The following is a 15,234-nucleotide window of genomic DNA, read 5'->3' as shown; positions in this document are numbered from 1 at the left end:
GAGTAGATAAAACTACACCACCACATTTGACAAAGAACCGGCTTTCACCAACCAATCATTTTCAAGGAGGAATAACATGACAAAGCATTTAGTTTTTCAATCAGATTTTGGTACGAGTGATGGTGCAGTAAGTGCCATGTATGGAGTGGCAAAAACAGTCGATCATGACTTAGATTTATATGATGTTACCCACGATATACCACAATATAATATTTGGGAGGCATCTTACCGGTTGTATCAGACGATTTCTTATTGGCCAGAAGGTTCTGTTTTTGTATCTGTTGTTGATCCAGGGGTAGGCTCTGATCGATTAAGTATCGCAGTGAGAACGAAAGATAATCGTTTTATCGTTACACCAGATAACGGAACGATTACCCATATTGAGAATTCTGTTGGTATTGAAGAAGCAAGAATAATTGATGAAAAGCTAAACAGGCTGGCAAGGTCATATGAATCTTATACGTTTCATGGAAGAGATGTTTATGCCTACACAGGAGCTAGGCTTGCTGCTGGTGTGATCACGTTTGAAGAAGTTGGGCAGAAAATTAATGTAGATCAGCTGGTAAAACTTTCAACGCCTAGTGTGACAGTAGATGGAGGGATTATTAAGGGGACGATTGATATATTAGATATCCGTTTTGGTAATCTCTGGACCAATATTCATAAAGGTTACTTTGAAGAAGCATCCATTGACTATGGAGATACATTAGAAGTAACGATTTTAGATGATACACGACAAGTATATAAAAACGTGATGTCCTATGGTAAGTCATTTGCAGATACACAGGTTGGCGAGCCACTGCTATATATTAATTCCCTAGAGAATATTGGTGTGGCTTTAAATCAAGGATCTTTTGCTAAGGCATATCATATTAAGACAGGCGAAAAGTGGAAAATTTTTATACGCAAAGCACCTAAAATTGTGTATAGTTAAGAGTGAGAATATTTCGATGATTGATGTCATACAGCTATGAATCAACAGAAAGCAACTTGTTAGCAATAAAACTAATTCAAATAAAGGAGAGAGAAATCTATGAAAGGTAATTTATCGATTAGAACGATTGTTGCTATTGGTATTGGTGCTGCTGTATATGTAATTTTGGGGCGTTTTTTAACGATTCCAACAGGGATTCCCAACACAAATATTGAGACAGCAGTTGCATTTCTAGCATTTATGGCTGTATTATTTGGCCCTGTCGCCGGAGGACTTATTGGTCTTATCGGTCATGCACTGAAGGATGTTTTACTTTGGGGATCTATTTGGTGGAGTTGGGTTTTTGTTTCACTATTTATCGGGTTGTTTATTGGTTTGTTTGCACGCCGAATTGCTATAGAGAATGGAGAATTTGGCACGAAACAAATCATTTCATTTAATGTAGTTCAAATGATTGTGCAGGTGATTGGCTGGTTCGTTTTAGCGCCATTATTAGATATTATTATATATGCAGAGCCAGCAAACAAAGTATTTACTCAAGGTGCAGTAGCAGGAGTTTCCAATATTATCTCTGTTGGTGTCATTGGTACGATCTTACTTGCAGCATACGCGAAGACACGGACGAAAGGTAATAGTTTATCAAAGGAAGCCTAATTAGATAAAGGAGTAGAGAATGAGACAACCGATAATAGAATTTAATCATTTCACATTTAAATATTACAGCCAGACTGACCCAACTTTAAAAAATATCGATGTAACCATTTACCAAGGTGAAAAAGTATTAATTCTAGGTCCATCTGGTTCAGGGAAAAGCACACTAGTCCATTGTTTAAATGGGCTAGTTCCATTCTCTTATAAAGGGGATATAGAAGGGGAACTTCTTATCAAAGGCAACGATACAAGAAACTTGGATATCTTTACGATCTCACGAATGGTAGGTACGGTATTACAGGATACAGATGGACAATTCATTGGTCTGAATGTTGGGGAGGATATCGCTTTTTCATTAGAAAATGAAAAAGTTCCTCAGCACGTGATGAAAGAATCCGTTCAACGAGTAGCAGAACTAGTGGAAATAGAGCACCATATAGATCATTCTATCCATGAGCTTTCTGGTGGACAAAAACAGCGTGTCTCAGTTGGCGGTGTTATGGTAAACGAGGAAGTGGAGATTTTACTTTTCGACGAGCCACTGGCCAATTTAGACCCTGCAACAGGTCAATATGCTATGGAATTAATAGACCGTATTCATCAAGAAACAAATAAAACCATCATGATGATTGAACACCGTTTAGAAGATGCACTCCATATTGATTTTGATAGGGTTATTGTGCTCGATGAAGGAGAGGTTGTTTTCAACGGTGCTCCAAAGCAATTGTTAGCATCTCATGTCTTAAACCAAGTACATATACGTGAACCACTTTATTTAAAGGCATTGAAGTATAGTGGATGTGAGATCGAGCCGGATATGGGGTTGGAGCACATAGATACCTTAAACATTGCTGAGGACTGCCAGCGGCAATTAAAGCAATGGTATAGCAAGTCTAAGGAACAAGGTGAAGAAGATGCCTCCACACCACTATTGGAAGTAAATAACTTAAATTTCCGTTACCAGCAAGACCCGATTTTACAGAATATCTCCTTTTCGATTCAGCAGGGAGAAATGGTCAGTATCGTTGGCAAGAATGGTGCAGGTAAATCTACTTTGTCCAAGCTTATTTGTGGTTTTGAGACAATGAATAGTGGACAGATTTTTTTAGGAGGACAAGACATCACTAATCAAACGATATTTGAAAGAGCTAACCACATTGGTTTTGTCTTACAAAATCCGAATCATATGATTTCCAAGCATATGATTTATGATGAAGTTGCCTTGGGTCTTGTTAATCGCGGATATTCTCAGAAAGAGATCGAGGAAAGAGTTTGGGAAACGCTTAAAGTTTGCGGATTATACCAGTTCCGCAATTGGCCGATCTCTGCTTTAAGTTACGGGCAGAAGAAAAGGGTAACAATTGCTTCTATTTTAGTTTTAGAGCCAAATATAATCATCTTGGATGAGCCAACTGCTGGACAGGATTTTCGTCATTATACAGAAATGATGGAATTTTTACGGCAACTAAATGACAATGGGACAACCATATTATTCATTACACATGATATGCACCTGATGCTGGAGTATACTTCAAGGTCGATTGTACTAGCAGATGGTCGATTAATTGCAGATGAGTCCGCTGTCGATGTTATAACAAATGATGAAATAGTCGAAAAGGCAAACTTAAAGCGTACTTCATTATTTGACATTGCAGTAAAAGTAGGTATTTCAGATCCAAAGCAGTTTGTTCATCACTTTATTTCTTATGATAGAAAGGTTCGAGCAAGATGGCAGTAAATATTTTAGGTTATATGGAACGAACATCACCAATACACAAATTATCAGGAATTACTAAGCTGATCGTTTTTTTAATTTGGTCTTCTGTTGCTATGCTAACTTATGATACTAGGGTATTGCTTGTGTTATTGATTGCAAGTCTTGTTATCTTCCAGCTATCGAAGATTCAACTAAAGGACATATCCTTTGTATTGATCATTATTCTAGCGTTTCTCACTCTTAATAATGTGGCGATTTATCTATTTTCGCCCCAACAAGGTGTTCAAATCTATGGCAGTAGTCATGTAATTTGGGATGGAGCAGGCAGATATAATCTGACATGGGAGCAATTATTCTACCAAATGAATATCACATTGAAATATTTTGTCGTGATCCCAGCTGCCTTATTGTTTATTCTGACCACGCATCCTAGTGAATTTGCAGCATCTCTTAATAAAGTTGGTATTAGTTATAAAATAGGTATTGCGGTATCGTTGGCATTGCGTTATATACCAGATATCCAACGTGATTTTCGTACCATTGCTCAAGTCCAGCAAACAAGAGGAATTGATTTGTCCAAAAATGAAAAATTAGCAAGACGTCTAAAAAACGTCATTTCCATTATGGTGCCATTAATTTTTTCCAGTCTCGACCGGATTGAAGTAATCAGTAATGCCATGGAGTTACGCAGCTTTGGGAAACATAAACAACGTACCTGGTATAGCGCCCGACCGCTATTAAAGGCAGATGTGTTTACCTTAATGATTAGTCTGGTGCTTTTTATCGCAGCTATGGTGATTACCTTTCATGATGGGACTCGGTTTTATAATCCTTTTTAGTGATGAGCATGCGTGAGTTGCTAGATATTGTATGAACATTCTGTTGTAAAAGAAGAAGGCGGTTGAGCACTATCTTTGAATCTATCTCTATACTTTGGTATCGTTTTCATGAATATCGAAATAAAGGGAGGATTTTTCTATGGCTTTTACGTTGGAGTTGGGTCAGAAGGCACCGGATTTTAAGCTTCCTGCAACAGATGGTAAGACATATAGCTTAGCGGATTTTAATGATGCAAATGTTTTGGTCGTGTTCTTCACTTGCAATCATTGTCCATTTGTTGTTGGGTCGAATGAAATGACAAGAGCAACTGCCGAAAAGTTTGCAGATCAAGGTGTTACGTTTGTGGGGATTAATTCTAATAGTGTGAATACAAAACCAGATGATTCATTCGAAGTAATGGTGGAACAGATGAAAGAGCACAAATTCCCATGGGTATATTTACATGATGAGTCACAAGATGTAGCCAAGACTTATGGAGCTTTGCGCACACCACATTTTTACGTATTCGATCAAAATCGTGAGTTGGTTTATACTGGTCGTGGACTCGACAATCCACGTGAGTCTGAAAAAGCAACCGTAAATGATTTAGAAAATGCCCTTACGGAACATTTGGCAGGCAAGCAAATTACCACACCATTAACGAATCCAATCGGATGTAACGTCAAATGGCACGGTAAAGATGAACATTGGATGCCGGCAGAAGCTTGTGATCTTGTTTAGAATTAGTGTTGGTGGTTAATGACTAATTTAGTAGTTTTTGAGAAAATGTGTCCACGAGAAGCGTTCTCAAGGACACATTTTGTGATTTTTGAGAAAAATTGTCCACGAGATGTGTTCTCGCGGACACTTTTTGTTTTGCCTCCGAGACTTCTTCTTCTCCATTACAACCCTAACAAATTAGGGAGAAACAAACTAATTTCTGGTATATAGGTAACAACCATCAATAGAACGAACATGGCAACATAGAATGGCATTAATGGTTTGATCAGGCTTTCGACTTTTTCTTTTCCAACCATGGACCCGACAAATAAACCGGTTCCAACAGGTGGCGTAATTGTACCGACACACAAGTTTAAAATGAAGAAAATGCCAAAATGCACTGGATCAATGCCGATACCTTCTGCGATTGGTAAGAAAATCGGTGTGAATATGAGAATCGCTGGTGCAATATCCATAAACATACCAATAATCAATAAGAAGACATTAATCAGTAACAAAATAATTAATGGATTAGCGGATAAACCGAGAATAAACTGACTCAGTGCATCTGGAATCCCTGTAAATGCCATAGCAAATGACATCAGTGAAGATGCAGCGATGAGTAACATGACAATGCCAGACATTTCTACAGCTTTGATTAAAACCTGAGGTAATTGCTTAATGGTTAGCGTTCGATAATACACAAGTGCTAAGAATAAGGCATAAACCACGCAAACAGCAGATGCTTCAATCGCTGTGAATATCCCTGTTAAAATCCCACCGATAATAATGAAGATTAACAGAATACTAGGGATTGCATCTAAGACAATTTTCTTTTTATTAATGTTTGCGATTTCAGATTTTTGTACAATAGGGTAATTACGTTTTTTGGCAATTACAAATGCAACGGCTATAATTGTTACGGCCCATAGGATCCCGATTAAGTAACCGCCAACAAACAATGCTGCGATTGAAGTACCACCACTAATTAGTGAAAAGATAATAAACGCCGTACTAGGAGGTATTACCATTCCTGATGGGGCAGAAGCGATATTGACAGCTGCTGCGAATTTTCGGTCATAGCCTTCTTTTTTCTGTAAAGGAACCATCACGCCACCAATTGCAGTAGATGCAGCGATTGCAGAACTGGAAATCGATCCAAACAAAGCGTTTCCGACCACATTCGTATGGGCTAAAGATCCTGGTACTCTCCCGACGATCAGTTTCGCAAATTCTACTAATTTATGGGCGATCCCGCCATTATTCATAATAACCCCTGATAGAATAAAGAACGGTACTGCAATTAATGAAAAGCTGTTCAGACTTGCCACCATTTTCTGACCAGCTGTAAAAACGGCAATATCAAGTGGCAGCATCAACAGAACCGTTGCCAGTGATGCTACAGCGATACATATGACAATGGGTATTCCTACTGCTAATAATATTGCGAAAACAAGAACTAATAAAATACTAGCTTCTGCAACCATATCTAATTCACCTACTTTTTTAAGAATTTTCTTGTATGTGTAACTGTTTCGAACTGAATAGGTCCGTTAAATTAATGAGACAATATAATAAGATGGTTACGCCTGAAACAGGAAGGGATAAATACACATACCCCATCGGTAAATGAAGTGATGGTGAAATTTGTGCCATCGTCATTGAGACAGCCTTGGTACCTCCCATGATCATCATCACGGCAAAGAGGATAAAGCTGATTTGCACAATTACTTCAAAGACTCGTTTTGTCTGTTCACTTTTTATCCCGTTACTTAGAAAAGTGATGGCAATATGGCTTTTTTTACCGACAACATAGGCACCTGCTAATAATGAGAACCAGATCAAACCAAAACGAAGAAATTCACCTGTTACGGAACTGGGGTTATTTAAGATGTATCGACTGATCACTTGCCAGCTCGTAACAGCGACCATGATCATTAGCAGCATACATGTGATGGTTTCCATTGTCCGATCTAGATATTTACGAAAAGCTTTGTTCATAACGCTACTCTCCTTCATTATTACTTGCATGTTGAATCTTATGGTAGAGATCACTTAATTCCTTATTTTCTTTAAACTTTTCATGAATAGGCTGTACTTTTTCTAAAAAAGGGGCTTTATCTACTTCATTGAACTTTACATTATATTTCTCCATAGCTTCTGTTTTTTCGGCTTCTACTGCTTCTGCCCAAACTTGTTTTTCATATTCAGTAGATTCTTTAGCAGCTTCTTGTACGGCCTGTCGCTGCTCTTCACTCAGTTGATTTAACGTATTGTCATTTATTATCACAATATCTGGTACTCGTGTATGTTCATCATAAGAATAATAGGAAGCTACATCTCCATGTCCTGCTGTCACAAGAGCAAACTCATTGTTTTCAGCACCATCGATAATGCCTTGTTGCAATGATGTGTATACTTCACCGCTTCCAAGCGGTACCGCTGTGCCACCTAACAATTCGATCATTTGGATAGCGGTTTCACTTTCCATTACACGAATCTTCTTCCCTTCAATATCCTCTGGAGTTTCAACAGGACCGTCTGTTAAATAGAAACTTCGTTGTCCGGAGTTGTAATAGGTTAGCCCGACAAACCCTAAATCTTTGGTAGATTGATAGATTGGTTGCATTATTTCCTCGTTTTCCATGACACGAGTGAAATGATCAATATCATCAAAAAGATAAGGGATACCGAAGATAGAATATTTATTGGAAAAACTTTCGAGCGCAGAACCACCAACCTTTGTAATATCAATTGCCCCTGTTTGCGTTAATTCAATCAGTTCACGCTCCCCGCCGAGTTGTCCATCAGGGAAATATTCAACACTAACTTGTCCATTTGTTTTGTCTTCAACTAATTCGCCGAACTTTGCCATAGCATCTTTCACCGGTTGAGCATTACTAGCATATGCAAAGCGTAATACAACACGCTCATCTGCATGCGTTTGTTGGTTGCATCCGTTTACAAAAAGAATGAGAAAGATACTAAACAGAAACCATAACATTATTCGTTTCATTCATTTTACCCCCAACTTCTTAGTTTCGTTGTTGTTTAACGGGAAACCCCTTACATTTTTTGTGGGAAATATACATGATTCGACTACGATTATACTAACGAATAAAAATAAAGTCAAAAAATAATGTTTATATATTTTTGTTTAGGTGGTTTTGTTTGTGTTTAGGGCCGTTTGAAAAAATAAAAAATTTGACAATAACAATAAAAAGTATGAAATAATAAAGTATGATTAGAATGGGAGGTTTTATCATGAAGCGAACACTCGTTATTAACATGAACATAGCTGAAAACCTGTTCAACGAAATTAAGCAGGTAGTCCCTGACTGGAACGTTATCGCAAACAAAGATACAGAAAAAATTGCGGATGAACTTGTCCAAGCAGAAGTCGTGCTCCATTGGAAAAGAGCCGTTGCCCCGTTTTTGTTGGAGAAAAATGATCACTTAAAGTGGATTCAAACGTGGAGCGCAGGGGTAAACAGTCTACCGCTTGATGCTTTACAAGCCAAAAATGTGACATTGACAAGTGCAAATGGAGTTCATGCTTACCCGATTTCTGAAACAATCTTTGCTCTTATGCTTGGATTAACACGGAAAGTTCATTCATATGTGCGCCAACAGCAGGTGCAAACGTGGCACAATGCTGGGCTAAAATTAGAAATTCACGAGAAAACGATCGGTGTAATAGGTGTTGGTGCGATTGGCCAGGAAACAGCCAAAATTGCAAAAGCTTTTGGTATGAAAGTTCTTGGTGTTCGTCACTCAGGGAAACCAGCTGAACATGTTGACGAAATGTATACTCCCGATCAATTGGCTGACCTTTTACCTCTATGTGACTATGTCGTCATTACACTTCCATTGACAGAGGAAACAACTGGCATGTTCGGGGCAAAAGAGTTCCGGCTAATGAAAAATAGTGCTTTTCTCATTAATATTGGAAGAGGACCGATCGTGAAAGAGGATGAGCTAATTCAAGCGTTAGAAAATCAGGAAGTTGCCGGTGCTGGACTTGATGTGTTTGAGACGGAACCCTTACCGGAAGACAGTCCATTATGGACGATGGAGAATGTTATCGTAACACCACACACAGCTGGAGCAACAGAACACTACACAGAGCGTGTCATTCGAGATATTTTCATTCCGAACTTAAAGCATTATCTTGAGTTTAGTGCACCAAATGTAAATATTGTAGATTATGATAAGGGATATTAAAATATCGGTTCGGGAGTGGTGGTATGGGGTGGAAAAAGTGGATGTTCCTTTCGGTTCCTCTATTATTGCTAGTAATTGGGTTGATTATCTTAGTTAATTTACATAAACTTCTGGTGTTAGAACAACAACCAAAAAAAGCAGACGCTATTTTAGTATTAAGCGGTGGAAAAGGTGAGCGCGAGGCAGAGGCAGCTAAGCTTTACCATGAAGGATGGAGTGATACCATTATCGTCACTGGTGCGCTCGTAGGTTGGGAAACTTACACCTCAGAGATTATGACGGAGCATTTGATCGAATTAGGTGTGCCAGCAGATGCTATCCACTCCTTTAAAGAAGTAACAAGTACGAGAGAAGAAGCCGAACTGTCCATCCCTTTGCTGCGTCAGTTGAACGTTAATACCTTACTTCTTGTAACCAACAAATATCACTCAGCGCGAGCAAAATGGATCTTCCAAAAAACATTGAAAGATGAAAATATCGAAGTCATTTCCGTCCCTGTTCGTGAAGATGTTTATGACAAGAGTTGGTGGAAGGATCATGAATCAAGAAAGCACGGAGCAAGTGAGGTACTAAAATTTATTTGGGAACTTTTGCGACTATAACCAAAAAAGGAAGTAGGATACCAATCCCTACTTCCTTTTCATATACTGTTCCATTGCTTCATCAGCCCTGCCAGCTACTACTAGACAGCAATATAACACGAACGTTATCGACGACATTATTCCACCGATTATCCACCACCACATAATGCATGACCCTTTCTTTCTCCGAAGTACATGTATCATTTTTTACCAATAAGTTATAAGATATACCGTACTTAAGAGGCATAATGTTTTCATCGGCATGTGTCTTGCGTTATAATATGTTTCGACTATCGAAATAAAGGAGTCCTGCTTGTGAGTCAATCGCTAAAGAAAAAAGAGAAGATTTGGACGAAGGATTTTGCCTTGATCTGTATGGCAAATTTTTTTATCTTTTTAGGATTTCAGATGACGTTGCCAACGATTCCACTGTTTGTCCAGCACTTAGGCGGAAGTGATGAGTTTATAGGCATTATTACTGGTATTTTTACTTTTTCTGCATTACTTTTACGTCCGACTGCCGGACATGCGTTGGAAACTAGGGGAAGGCAGTTTGTCTATATGATTGGTTTGGGGATTTTTGTTATTTCTATTGGATCTTATGCGTTTATTACTAGTATTGTCTTTTTGTTTATTATGCGTTGTGTCCAAGGGTTAGGCTGGGGCTTCTCGACAACAGCTACTGGTACTATTGCGACAGATTTGATTCCAGAAAGCAGACGGGGAGAAGGAATGGGCTATTTCGGTTTATCCGGTAATATTGCACTTGCCTTCGGACCAGCATTAGGACTTACTTTATACGGTTATATTTCATTTACGACCTTGTTTTTAATTTGTTCAGCATTAGGATTAGTAGCGCTTTTGTTGTCTAGTCAAATTAGATATAAGCCTGTTGACCCAGAGGCGAAAAAGGTAGTTGCTCCAAGGTTCGATGTATTGGAAAAAAAGGCATTGCGACCTTCATTACTATTATTTTTTATTACGACATGTTTTGGTGGAATTGCTTCATTTCTGCCGTTATATACGGAACAAGAAGGAATTGCAGGAATCGAAGTATACTTTTTAGTTTTTGCGATTTTCTTAATGATCACGAGAACATTTGCCGGACAATTGTACGATAAAAAAGGGCATATTGTTGTGTTTCTGCCAGGGACGTTTTTAATTTTAATCGCCATGGTGTTATTAGCTTGGCTACCAAATTCTCTTGTTCTCTATACAGCTGCTGCTTTGTATGGGTTAGGATTTGGTACCGTACAACCTGCCCTTCAAGCATGGGCGGTAAATCAGTCGCCTGATAATCGAAAAGGAATGGCAAATGCGACTTTCTTTTCTTTCTTTGATTTAGGGGTTGGAGTTGGTGCAATTGGATTTGGTTTCATTGCTTCCGGTTTTGGTTACAGCTATATTTACATGACAGGTGCCGTCTCAGCGACGATTTCGATTTTGTTGTATGTATATTTGTTGGTGAAAGATAGGAAAATTCGGGAGCAAGGAGCAGTTTGAGAAGATTGATGAATAAAATAAAACGAATTTTTAGGCTGTTGAGATGTATTTCTCAGCAGCTATTTTTTGTTAGGAATCTGAGTAATGTGATAAAATCAAGAAAGCGATAACAATAAAAAAAGAGGGGGTGAAAAGATGATTAAAGGTATCAGTCATACTGCGTTTACTGTTCAAAATATGGAGAGATCATTAGCGTTTTATTGTGATCAATTGGGGTTTGAAAAGCTGTTTGAATTACATAATCAAGATAATGAGCCGTGGATTATTTATTTAAAAGTTTGTGAAGGACAATTCATAGAATTATTCTATGGAGGTAAGAAACAAATTACCATAGATGGTGAGACTATTGGTTATAATCATTTGTGTTTAGAAGTAGACGATATACATGAAATTGCAGCCCACTTAAAAGAAAAAGGGTTAACATTAGATGTAGAGCCACAGCAAGGATTAGATTTAAATTATCAATGTTGGATAAAAGACCCTGATGGTAACCGGATTGAATTCATGCAACTACATCCAGATTCTCCGCAATTAAATAAATAGACTTATCCATCAAAAGAAAATGATGCAGAGAAGTGTAACGTAATAGTTTCTATTATTATTGATTATATTTTTCTACAGTTCGAATGTATCCAACGCAAAAGAGCAAAAAGCCTAATTCCGTATCTTTAGCGAGAAATTAGGCTTAAGAGCTTTTACAAACGTCGACTAGGAGGAAAATTTACACCTCTAATGAGACATTTGATAATTTTTTGATGCTCTTTTCACGTCCTGACCAAAGAGCATACCCTAACCAAATTAGTGCTGCTCCCATAGGTATGGCTAATAGCCGATCGAGTGGATGGGGGATAATTGCAGCAGCGAGTGTCACCACTGCAGCAATAGCAAGCAGGGCTGCGGCCAACCGTGGTAAGACATTAGCACGGAAAGTAGCGATCCCTAGCAAAAGGCCGCCAAGTGTATACAGCCCTCCTGCTATCGGTGCTAATGCAGGGAGTATTCCAAGATTAACCTCGCTTTCGTTTCCGCCAAAGATCCCTAAGAAACCTGCCACATATTCCGGAGCGTCGTTAGTGAGCATTGGTAATACAAAGGCTTCGATGAAACTAAATGCCGTCGAAGCTAACCAAAATAGGCTAAATAATAAAAATCCAACTAAGCCAAGCCATCCGCTCTCTTCTACTTGTCTCGAGTAAATTCCAATGATTCCAATTAAGTTAAAGATGGACATCGCAACTGTCAAGCATGCAACCATTACCCAGGAGTCTGAGTTTACTGAAGATATATTATCTGCTGGGTGAATAAACTGAATGACGATGTATAAAATCCCTGCCAAAATAGCGAATAAGCCTGCCCAACGAATGAGACCTGTTTTTGTGATCCTTCCCTTATTATTGTTCATTTGTTTTACCTCCGTCTTATTTAATTATCAACAGATTCTTAAGATCTGATATGATAACAACTTACCATTCCTGGATTACTTTTACTTTCCATATTTTGCTGTAATGAACAAAACGATTCCGCCGGTGAATCACCAGCAGTAATCCAATAGACACAGTGGTCTCATGACAGGCGTACCTTTTTCATGTGCCTCTTTCATCAATTCTTTGATGTATGCTAAGTCGACATTGATGATGTTGTTGGTGTTAGCTGCATGTGGAGATAGTGAAGAGGGAACACAACAAGAAACTGATGAAGGGATTTTTTTCAAAACTAAACAAAACCTATTTAATTTGTTTAGTTTTTGTTTGTGTTGACTTTTTTGTTTTTTTATACTATTTTAGGTGTAACATTTCCATTTTTATAGCGACATAAAGGTCTTTTTGTAAACGGATTCATAAATTTCTATAATGGAGGAATGATTCATGAAAAAGCAAAAAGTGACAACAGGGTGGAAGGCTACTGTTGCGATAGCGATGGCGAATTATATTGAGGCTGGTGCGATTATCGCAGCTGCCAGTAGCCTTACACTTTGGCAAACCTATTTGGGAATCGACAGTGTTGGTGTTGGCTTGTTGAGTGCTTTAAGTGCAAATGCGCTTGGTGCAGCTATTGGTGCATTATTAGGAGGCTATATTACAGACAAATTCGGTCGGAAAATTGTATTTAACTATGATTTGCTTGTATATATGTTTGGTATATTACTCATTATGCTTTCAGTCAGTTTCCCAATGTTATTAATCGGTACTATTATTACAGGTGTAGCGGTTGGTGTAGCTGTACCAGTGTCTTGGACATATATCGCGGAAGAAGCACCGTCTAAACAAAGAGCAGCACGCGTAGGAGCAGCGCAATTAGCTTGGTCGATTGGTCCAATGATTACCTTTTTCTTAGCGGTTCTCGCAGAACCATTAGGGTTATTTGGCTCACGTCTGATCTTCTTCCACTTATTAATTGTGGCTTTCATTACTTGGTATTTAAGACGTGGATTACCAGAGTCTAAGATTTGGTCTGATGATAATGAAAAGAAAAAACAAGAAAGCAAAGATCAAAAGTTATTACAGAGTTCGTTGAAAGATTTATTTTCGCTAAAAGTGAATCGACAAGCTATTTTTCTATTAATTGGAATCTACTTGTTCTGGAATTTAACGGCTGGAGCAATGGGATATTTCATGCCATATATTTATGAAAATGTAGGCGGTTTAACGAATGGACAAGCTAACTTGTTGCAAGCCTTTTTATGGATGTTTACAGTGTTGACTACATTCTTTGGTTTCATGAAATTGGCTGATAAGATAAGTCAACGATTCTTATTTGGTTTAGGTGCTACTATGGGTATTGTAGCATGGTTTATTTTAACATTTTTACCAATGAATTGGGTTTCTTTAGTCCTTTTTGTAGTAGTATGGGGATCGGCAGCAGGTATTGGAGCACAAGCCTTTTATGCATTGTGGACGAGTGAACTATTTATTACGCGTTATCGCGCCACGGCACAAGGGTTTATGTACTTTATTGTGCGAAGCGGAATTGCCCTTTGGTCTTTCGTTTTACCTATTATAATGGATACACTTAGCTTTACGGTTGCAGGAATTGTTATGATCGGTTTCTTAATCATCCATATGATAATTGGTGTTGCTCTAACACCAAAAACCCGTGGTAAGACACTAGAGCAAATTGAAGAAGAACGTTATGGAAATCGATCAAATCGGATATCTTCGGTTTTCAATCTTTAAGTAGTAAGTTGATCCACCTTTTCTTGGTTTATGAGGAAAGAATGATCATGAGAATATTTGCCGGACAATTGTATGATAAAAAAGGGCATATAGTCGTGTTCTTGCCAGGGACGTTTCTCATTTTAATCGTCATGGTGTTATTAGCTTGGCTATCCAATTCTTTTGTTCTCTATACAGCTGCTGCTTTGTATGGGTTAGGATTTGGTTTTATTATATATCATTGTTGGTGAAGGTTAAAAAGGTTCGGCAACAATCCAATATAACCGGAAAGTCAAAAATATAAAAGTAATGTTGCGGTGTATAGCACGTCCCCTTTTTTCATATTTATATGGAGGAAGGGGGCGTAATTAGATGGGATTATTTCATGAGTTTCGTCAGTTTACGGTGCGGGGTAGTGCGGTTGATATGGGAGTTGGGGTTGTTTTAGGTGCTGCTTTCAGTAGCTTTGTAGACTCATTGGTTCGAGATATTCTGCTTCCGCCTATTGGGCTTTTGTATTCCAAGATGAATATTGAAAACTTACATATAAGTCTTAGTGGAAAAACTTATCCTTCTTTAACGGAGGCAAAGGAAGCTGGAGCAATAACGATTAATTATGGATTATTTATCTCAACGTCTATAAGATTTGTGATCATTTTATTTGTTGTTTTTCTAGTAGTCAGGCAAATGAATCGCTGGAAGAAACCACATCAACATCCATCAGACTCGATGACAAATAAAGAATGCCCGTATTGTTGCTTGTCCATTCCTAATAGAGCTGTCATTTGTCCGAATTGTTCTTCATCACTTGAGAAGACACAACCCGCAGAGAGAACAACATACCCGCGTTTGAAAATAAAATAATTAGGTTTTATCAGCACTAGGCGAGAAGATTCCCACCTCAAGGAATGAAAAGGAGTAGGTGGGAGATGA

General features: G+C 38.3%; 16 protein-coding genes. 12 read left to right on the top strand and 4 right to left on the bottom strand.

The window, feature by feature from the left end; genetic code table 11:
- Positions 1-76: 76 nt before the first annotated feature.
- The 5 genes from GH715_RS19560 (at position 77) to GH715_RS19540 (ending at position 4,862) form a co-directional block, all read left to right on the top strand.
- Positions 77-934: an SAM hydrolase/SAM-dependent halogenase family protein gene (locus GH715_RS19560; RefSeq protein ID WP_153836905.1), complete on the top strand. Its 858-nt coding sequence runs from the start codon at positions 77-79 to the stop codon at positions 932-934.
- A gap of 99 nt (positions 935-1,033) precedes the next feature.
- Positions 1,034-1,588 carry an ECF-type riboflavin transporter substrate-binding protein gene (locus GH715_RS19555; protein ID WP_153836906.1) on the top strand — a complete coding sequence of 185 codons (555 nt, stop codon included), beginning with the start codon at positions 1,034-1,036 and terminating at the stop codon, positions 1,586-1,588.
- A 19-nt stretch (positions 1,589-1,607) separates the two neighbouring features.
- On the top strand, positions 1,608-3,323 hold the full coding sequence (locus GH715_RS19550) for an ABC transporter ATP-binding protein (protein ID WP_153836907.1): 1,716 nt from the start codon (positions 1,608-1,610) through the stop codon (positions 3,321-3,323).
- Entirely contained in the window at positions 3,314-4,141 is an 828-nt protein-coding gene (locus GH715_RS19545) for an energy-coupling factor transporter transmembrane component T family protein (protein ID WP_153836908.1), read from the top strand. Before GH715_RS19550 ends, GH715_RS19545 begins: the two co-directional genes overlap by 10 nt.
- 139 nt (positions 4,142-4,280) lie before the next feature.
- Positions 4,281-4,862 carry a thioredoxin family protein gene (locus tag GH715_RS19540; RefSeq protein ID WP_153836909.1) on the top strand — a complete coding sequence of 194 codons (582 nt, stop codon included), beginning with the start codon at positions 4,281-4,283 and terminating at the stop codon, positions 4,860-4,862.
- A 161-nt stretch (positions 4,863-5,023) separates the two neighbouring features.
- On the opposite strand, the gene GH715_RS19535 is transcribed toward GH715_RS19540, so the two are convergent.
- Genes GH715_RS19535 through GH715_RS19525 form a run of 3 tightly spaced genes read right to left on the bottom strand, consistent with a single transcriptional unit; the run spans position 5,024 to position 7,857 of the window.
- On the bottom strand, positions 5,024-6,328 hold the full coding sequence (locus tag GH715_RS19535) for a TRAP transporter large permease (RefSeq protein WP_153836910.1): 1,305 nt from the start codon (positions 6,326-6,328) through the stop codon (positions 5,024-5,026).
- Positions 6,329-6,347: 19 nt separating this feature from the next.
- Positions 6,348-6,842 carry a TRAP transporter small permease gene (locus GH715_RS19530; RefSeq protein ID WP_153836911.1) on the bottom strand — a complete coding sequence of 165 codons (495 nt, stop codon included), beginning with the start codon at positions 6,840-6,842 and terminating at the stop codon, positions 6,348-6,350.
- 4 nt (positions 6,843-6,846) lie between these two features.
- Complete coding sequence (locus GH715_RS19525; protein ID WP_153836912.1) at positions 6,847-7,857, bottom strand: TRAP transporter substrate-binding protein; 1,011 nt, start codon at positions 7,855-7,857, stop codon at positions 6,847-6,849.
- Positions 7,858-8,102: 245 nt separating this feature from the next.
- Between GH715_RS19525 and GH715_RS19520 the strand changes: the two genes are divergently transcribed.
- The 4 genes from GH715_RS19520 (at position 8,103) to GH715_RS19505 (ending at position 11,692) form a co-directional block, all read left to right on the top strand.
- On the top strand, positions 8,103-9,065 hold the full coding sequence (locus GH715_RS19520) for a D-2-hydroxyacid dehydrogenase (protein WP_163578781.1): 963 nt from the start codon (positions 8,103-8,105) through the stop codon (positions 9,063-9,065).
- Positions 9,066-9,088: 23 nt separating this feature from the next.
- Positions 9,089-9,667, top strand: a complete 579-nt coding sequence (locus GH715_RS19515; RefSeq protein ID WP_153836914.1) for a YdcF family protein — start codon at positions 9,089-9,091, stop codon at positions 9,665-9,667.
- A gap of 354 nt (positions 9,668-10,021) precedes the next feature.
- Positions 10,022-11,149: an MFS transporter gene (locus GH715_RS19510; RefSeq protein WP_153836919.1), complete on the top strand. Its 1,128-nt coding sequence runs from the start codon at positions 10,022-10,024 to the stop codon at positions 11,147-11,149.
- 135 nt (positions 11,150-11,284) lie between these two features.
- Positions 11,285-11,692, top strand: coding sequence for a VOC family protein (locus GH715_RS19505; protein ID WP_153836915.1), 408 nt, complete (start codon positions 11,285-11,287; stop codon positions 11,690-11,692).
- Positions 11,693-11,870: 178 nt separating this feature from the next.
- Here GH715_RS19505 and GH715_RS19500 read toward each other — a convergent pair whose 3' ends face one another.
- Positions 11,871-12,551 (bottom strand): hypothetical protein, encoded by a 681-nt coding sequence (locus GH715_RS19500; RefSeq protein WP_153836916.1) that lies wholly within the window; start codon positions 12,549-12,551, stop codon positions 11,871-11,873.
- Positions 12,552-13,014: 463 nt separating this feature from the next.
- Between GH715_RS19500 and GH715_RS19495 the strand changes: the two genes are divergently transcribed.
- The 3 genes from GH715_RS19495 (at position 13,015) to mscL (ending at position 15,165) form a co-directional block, all read left to right on the top strand.
- Positions 13,015-14,322, top strand: coding sequence for an MFS transporter (locus tag GH715_RS19495; RefSeq protein WP_153836917.1), 1,308 nt, complete (start codon positions 13,015-13,017; stop codon positions 14,320-14,322).
- 41 nt (positions 14,323-14,363) lie between these two features.
- Positions 14,364-14,552, top strand: a complete 189-nt coding sequence (locus tag GH715_RS19490; RefSeq protein WP_194928300.1) for a hypothetical protein — start codon at positions 14,364-14,366, stop codon at positions 14,550-14,552.
- A 121-nt stretch (positions 14,553-14,673) separates the two neighbouring features.
- Complete coding sequence (gene mscL, locus GH715_RS19485; protein ID WP_153836918.1) at positions 14,674-15,165, top strand: large conductance mechanosensitive channel protein MscL; 492 nt, start codon at positions 14,674-14,676, stop codon at positions 15,163-15,165.
- Positions 15,166-15,234 lie beyond the last annotated feature (69 nt).

It is taken from the genome of Gracilibacillus thailandensis, assembly GCF_010994055.1.
Taxonomy (GTDB): Bacteria; Bacillota; Bacilli; order Bacillales; family Amphibacillaceae; genus Gracilibacillus; species Gracilibacillus lacisalsi.
This window is presented reverse-complemented; position numbering and strand designations above follow the sequence as displayed.

Bases quoted from the DNA above. Each gene is read 5' to 3' on its own strand.
- GH715_RS19505 (WP_153836915.1), top strand. From the start codon at position 11,285: ATGATTAAAGGTATCAGTCATACTGCGTTTACTGTTCAAAATATGGAG.
- GH715_RS19545 (WP_153836908.1), top strand. From the start codon at position 3,314: ATGGCAGTAAATATTTTAGGTTATATGGAACGAACATCACCAATACAC.
- GH715_RS19560 (WP_153836905.1), top strand. From the start codon at position 77: ATGACAAAGCATTTAGTTTTTCAATCAGATTTTGGTACGAGTGATGGT.
- GH715_RS19540 (WP_153836909.1), top strand. From the start codon at position 4,281: ATGGCTTTTACGTTGGAGTTGGGTCAGAAGGCACCGGATTTTAAGCTT.
- GH715_RS19550 (WP_153836907.1), top strand. From the start codon at position 1,608: ATGAGACAACCGATAATAGAATTTAATCATTTCACATTTAAATATTAC.
- GH715_RS19495 (WP_153836917.1), top strand. From the start codon at position 13,015: ATGAAAAAGCAAAAAGTGACAACAGGGTGGAAGGCTACTGTTGCGATA.
- GH715_RS19510 (WP_153836919.1), top strand. From the start codon at position 10,022: ATGGCAAATTTTTTTATCTTTTTAGGATTTCAGATGACGTTGCCAACG.
- mscL (WP_153836918.1), top strand. From the start codon at position 14,674: ATGGGATTATTTCATGAGTTTCGTCAGTTTACGGTGCGGGGTAGTGCG.
- GH715_RS19490 (WP_194928300.1), top strand. From the start codon at position 14,364: ATGATCATGAGAATATTTGCCGGACAATTGTATGATAAAAAAGGGCAT.
- GH715_RS19555 (WP_153836906.1), top strand. From the start codon at position 1,034: ATGAAAGGTAATTTATCGATTAGAACGATTGTTGCTATTGGTATTGGT.
- GH715_RS19525 (WP_153836912.1), bottom strand. From the start codon at position 7,857: ATGAAACGAATAATGTTATGGTTTCTGTTTAGTATCTTTCTCATTCTT.
- GH715_RS19535 (WP_153836910.1), bottom strand. From the start codon at position 6,328: ATGGTTGCAGAAGCTAGTATTTTATTAGTTCTTGTTTTCGCAATATTA.
- GH715_RS19500 (WP_153836916.1), bottom strand. From the start codon at position 12,551: ATGAACAATAATAAGGGAAGGATCACAAAAACAGGTCTCATTCGTTGG.
- GH715_RS19515 (WP_153836914.1), top strand. From the start codon at position 9,089: ATGGGGTGGAAAAAGTGGATGTTCCTTTCGGTTCCTCTATTATTGCTA.
- GH715_RS19530 (WP_153836911.1), bottom strand. From the start codon at position 6,842: ATGAACAAAGCTTTTCGTAAATATCTAGATCGGACAATGGAAACCATC.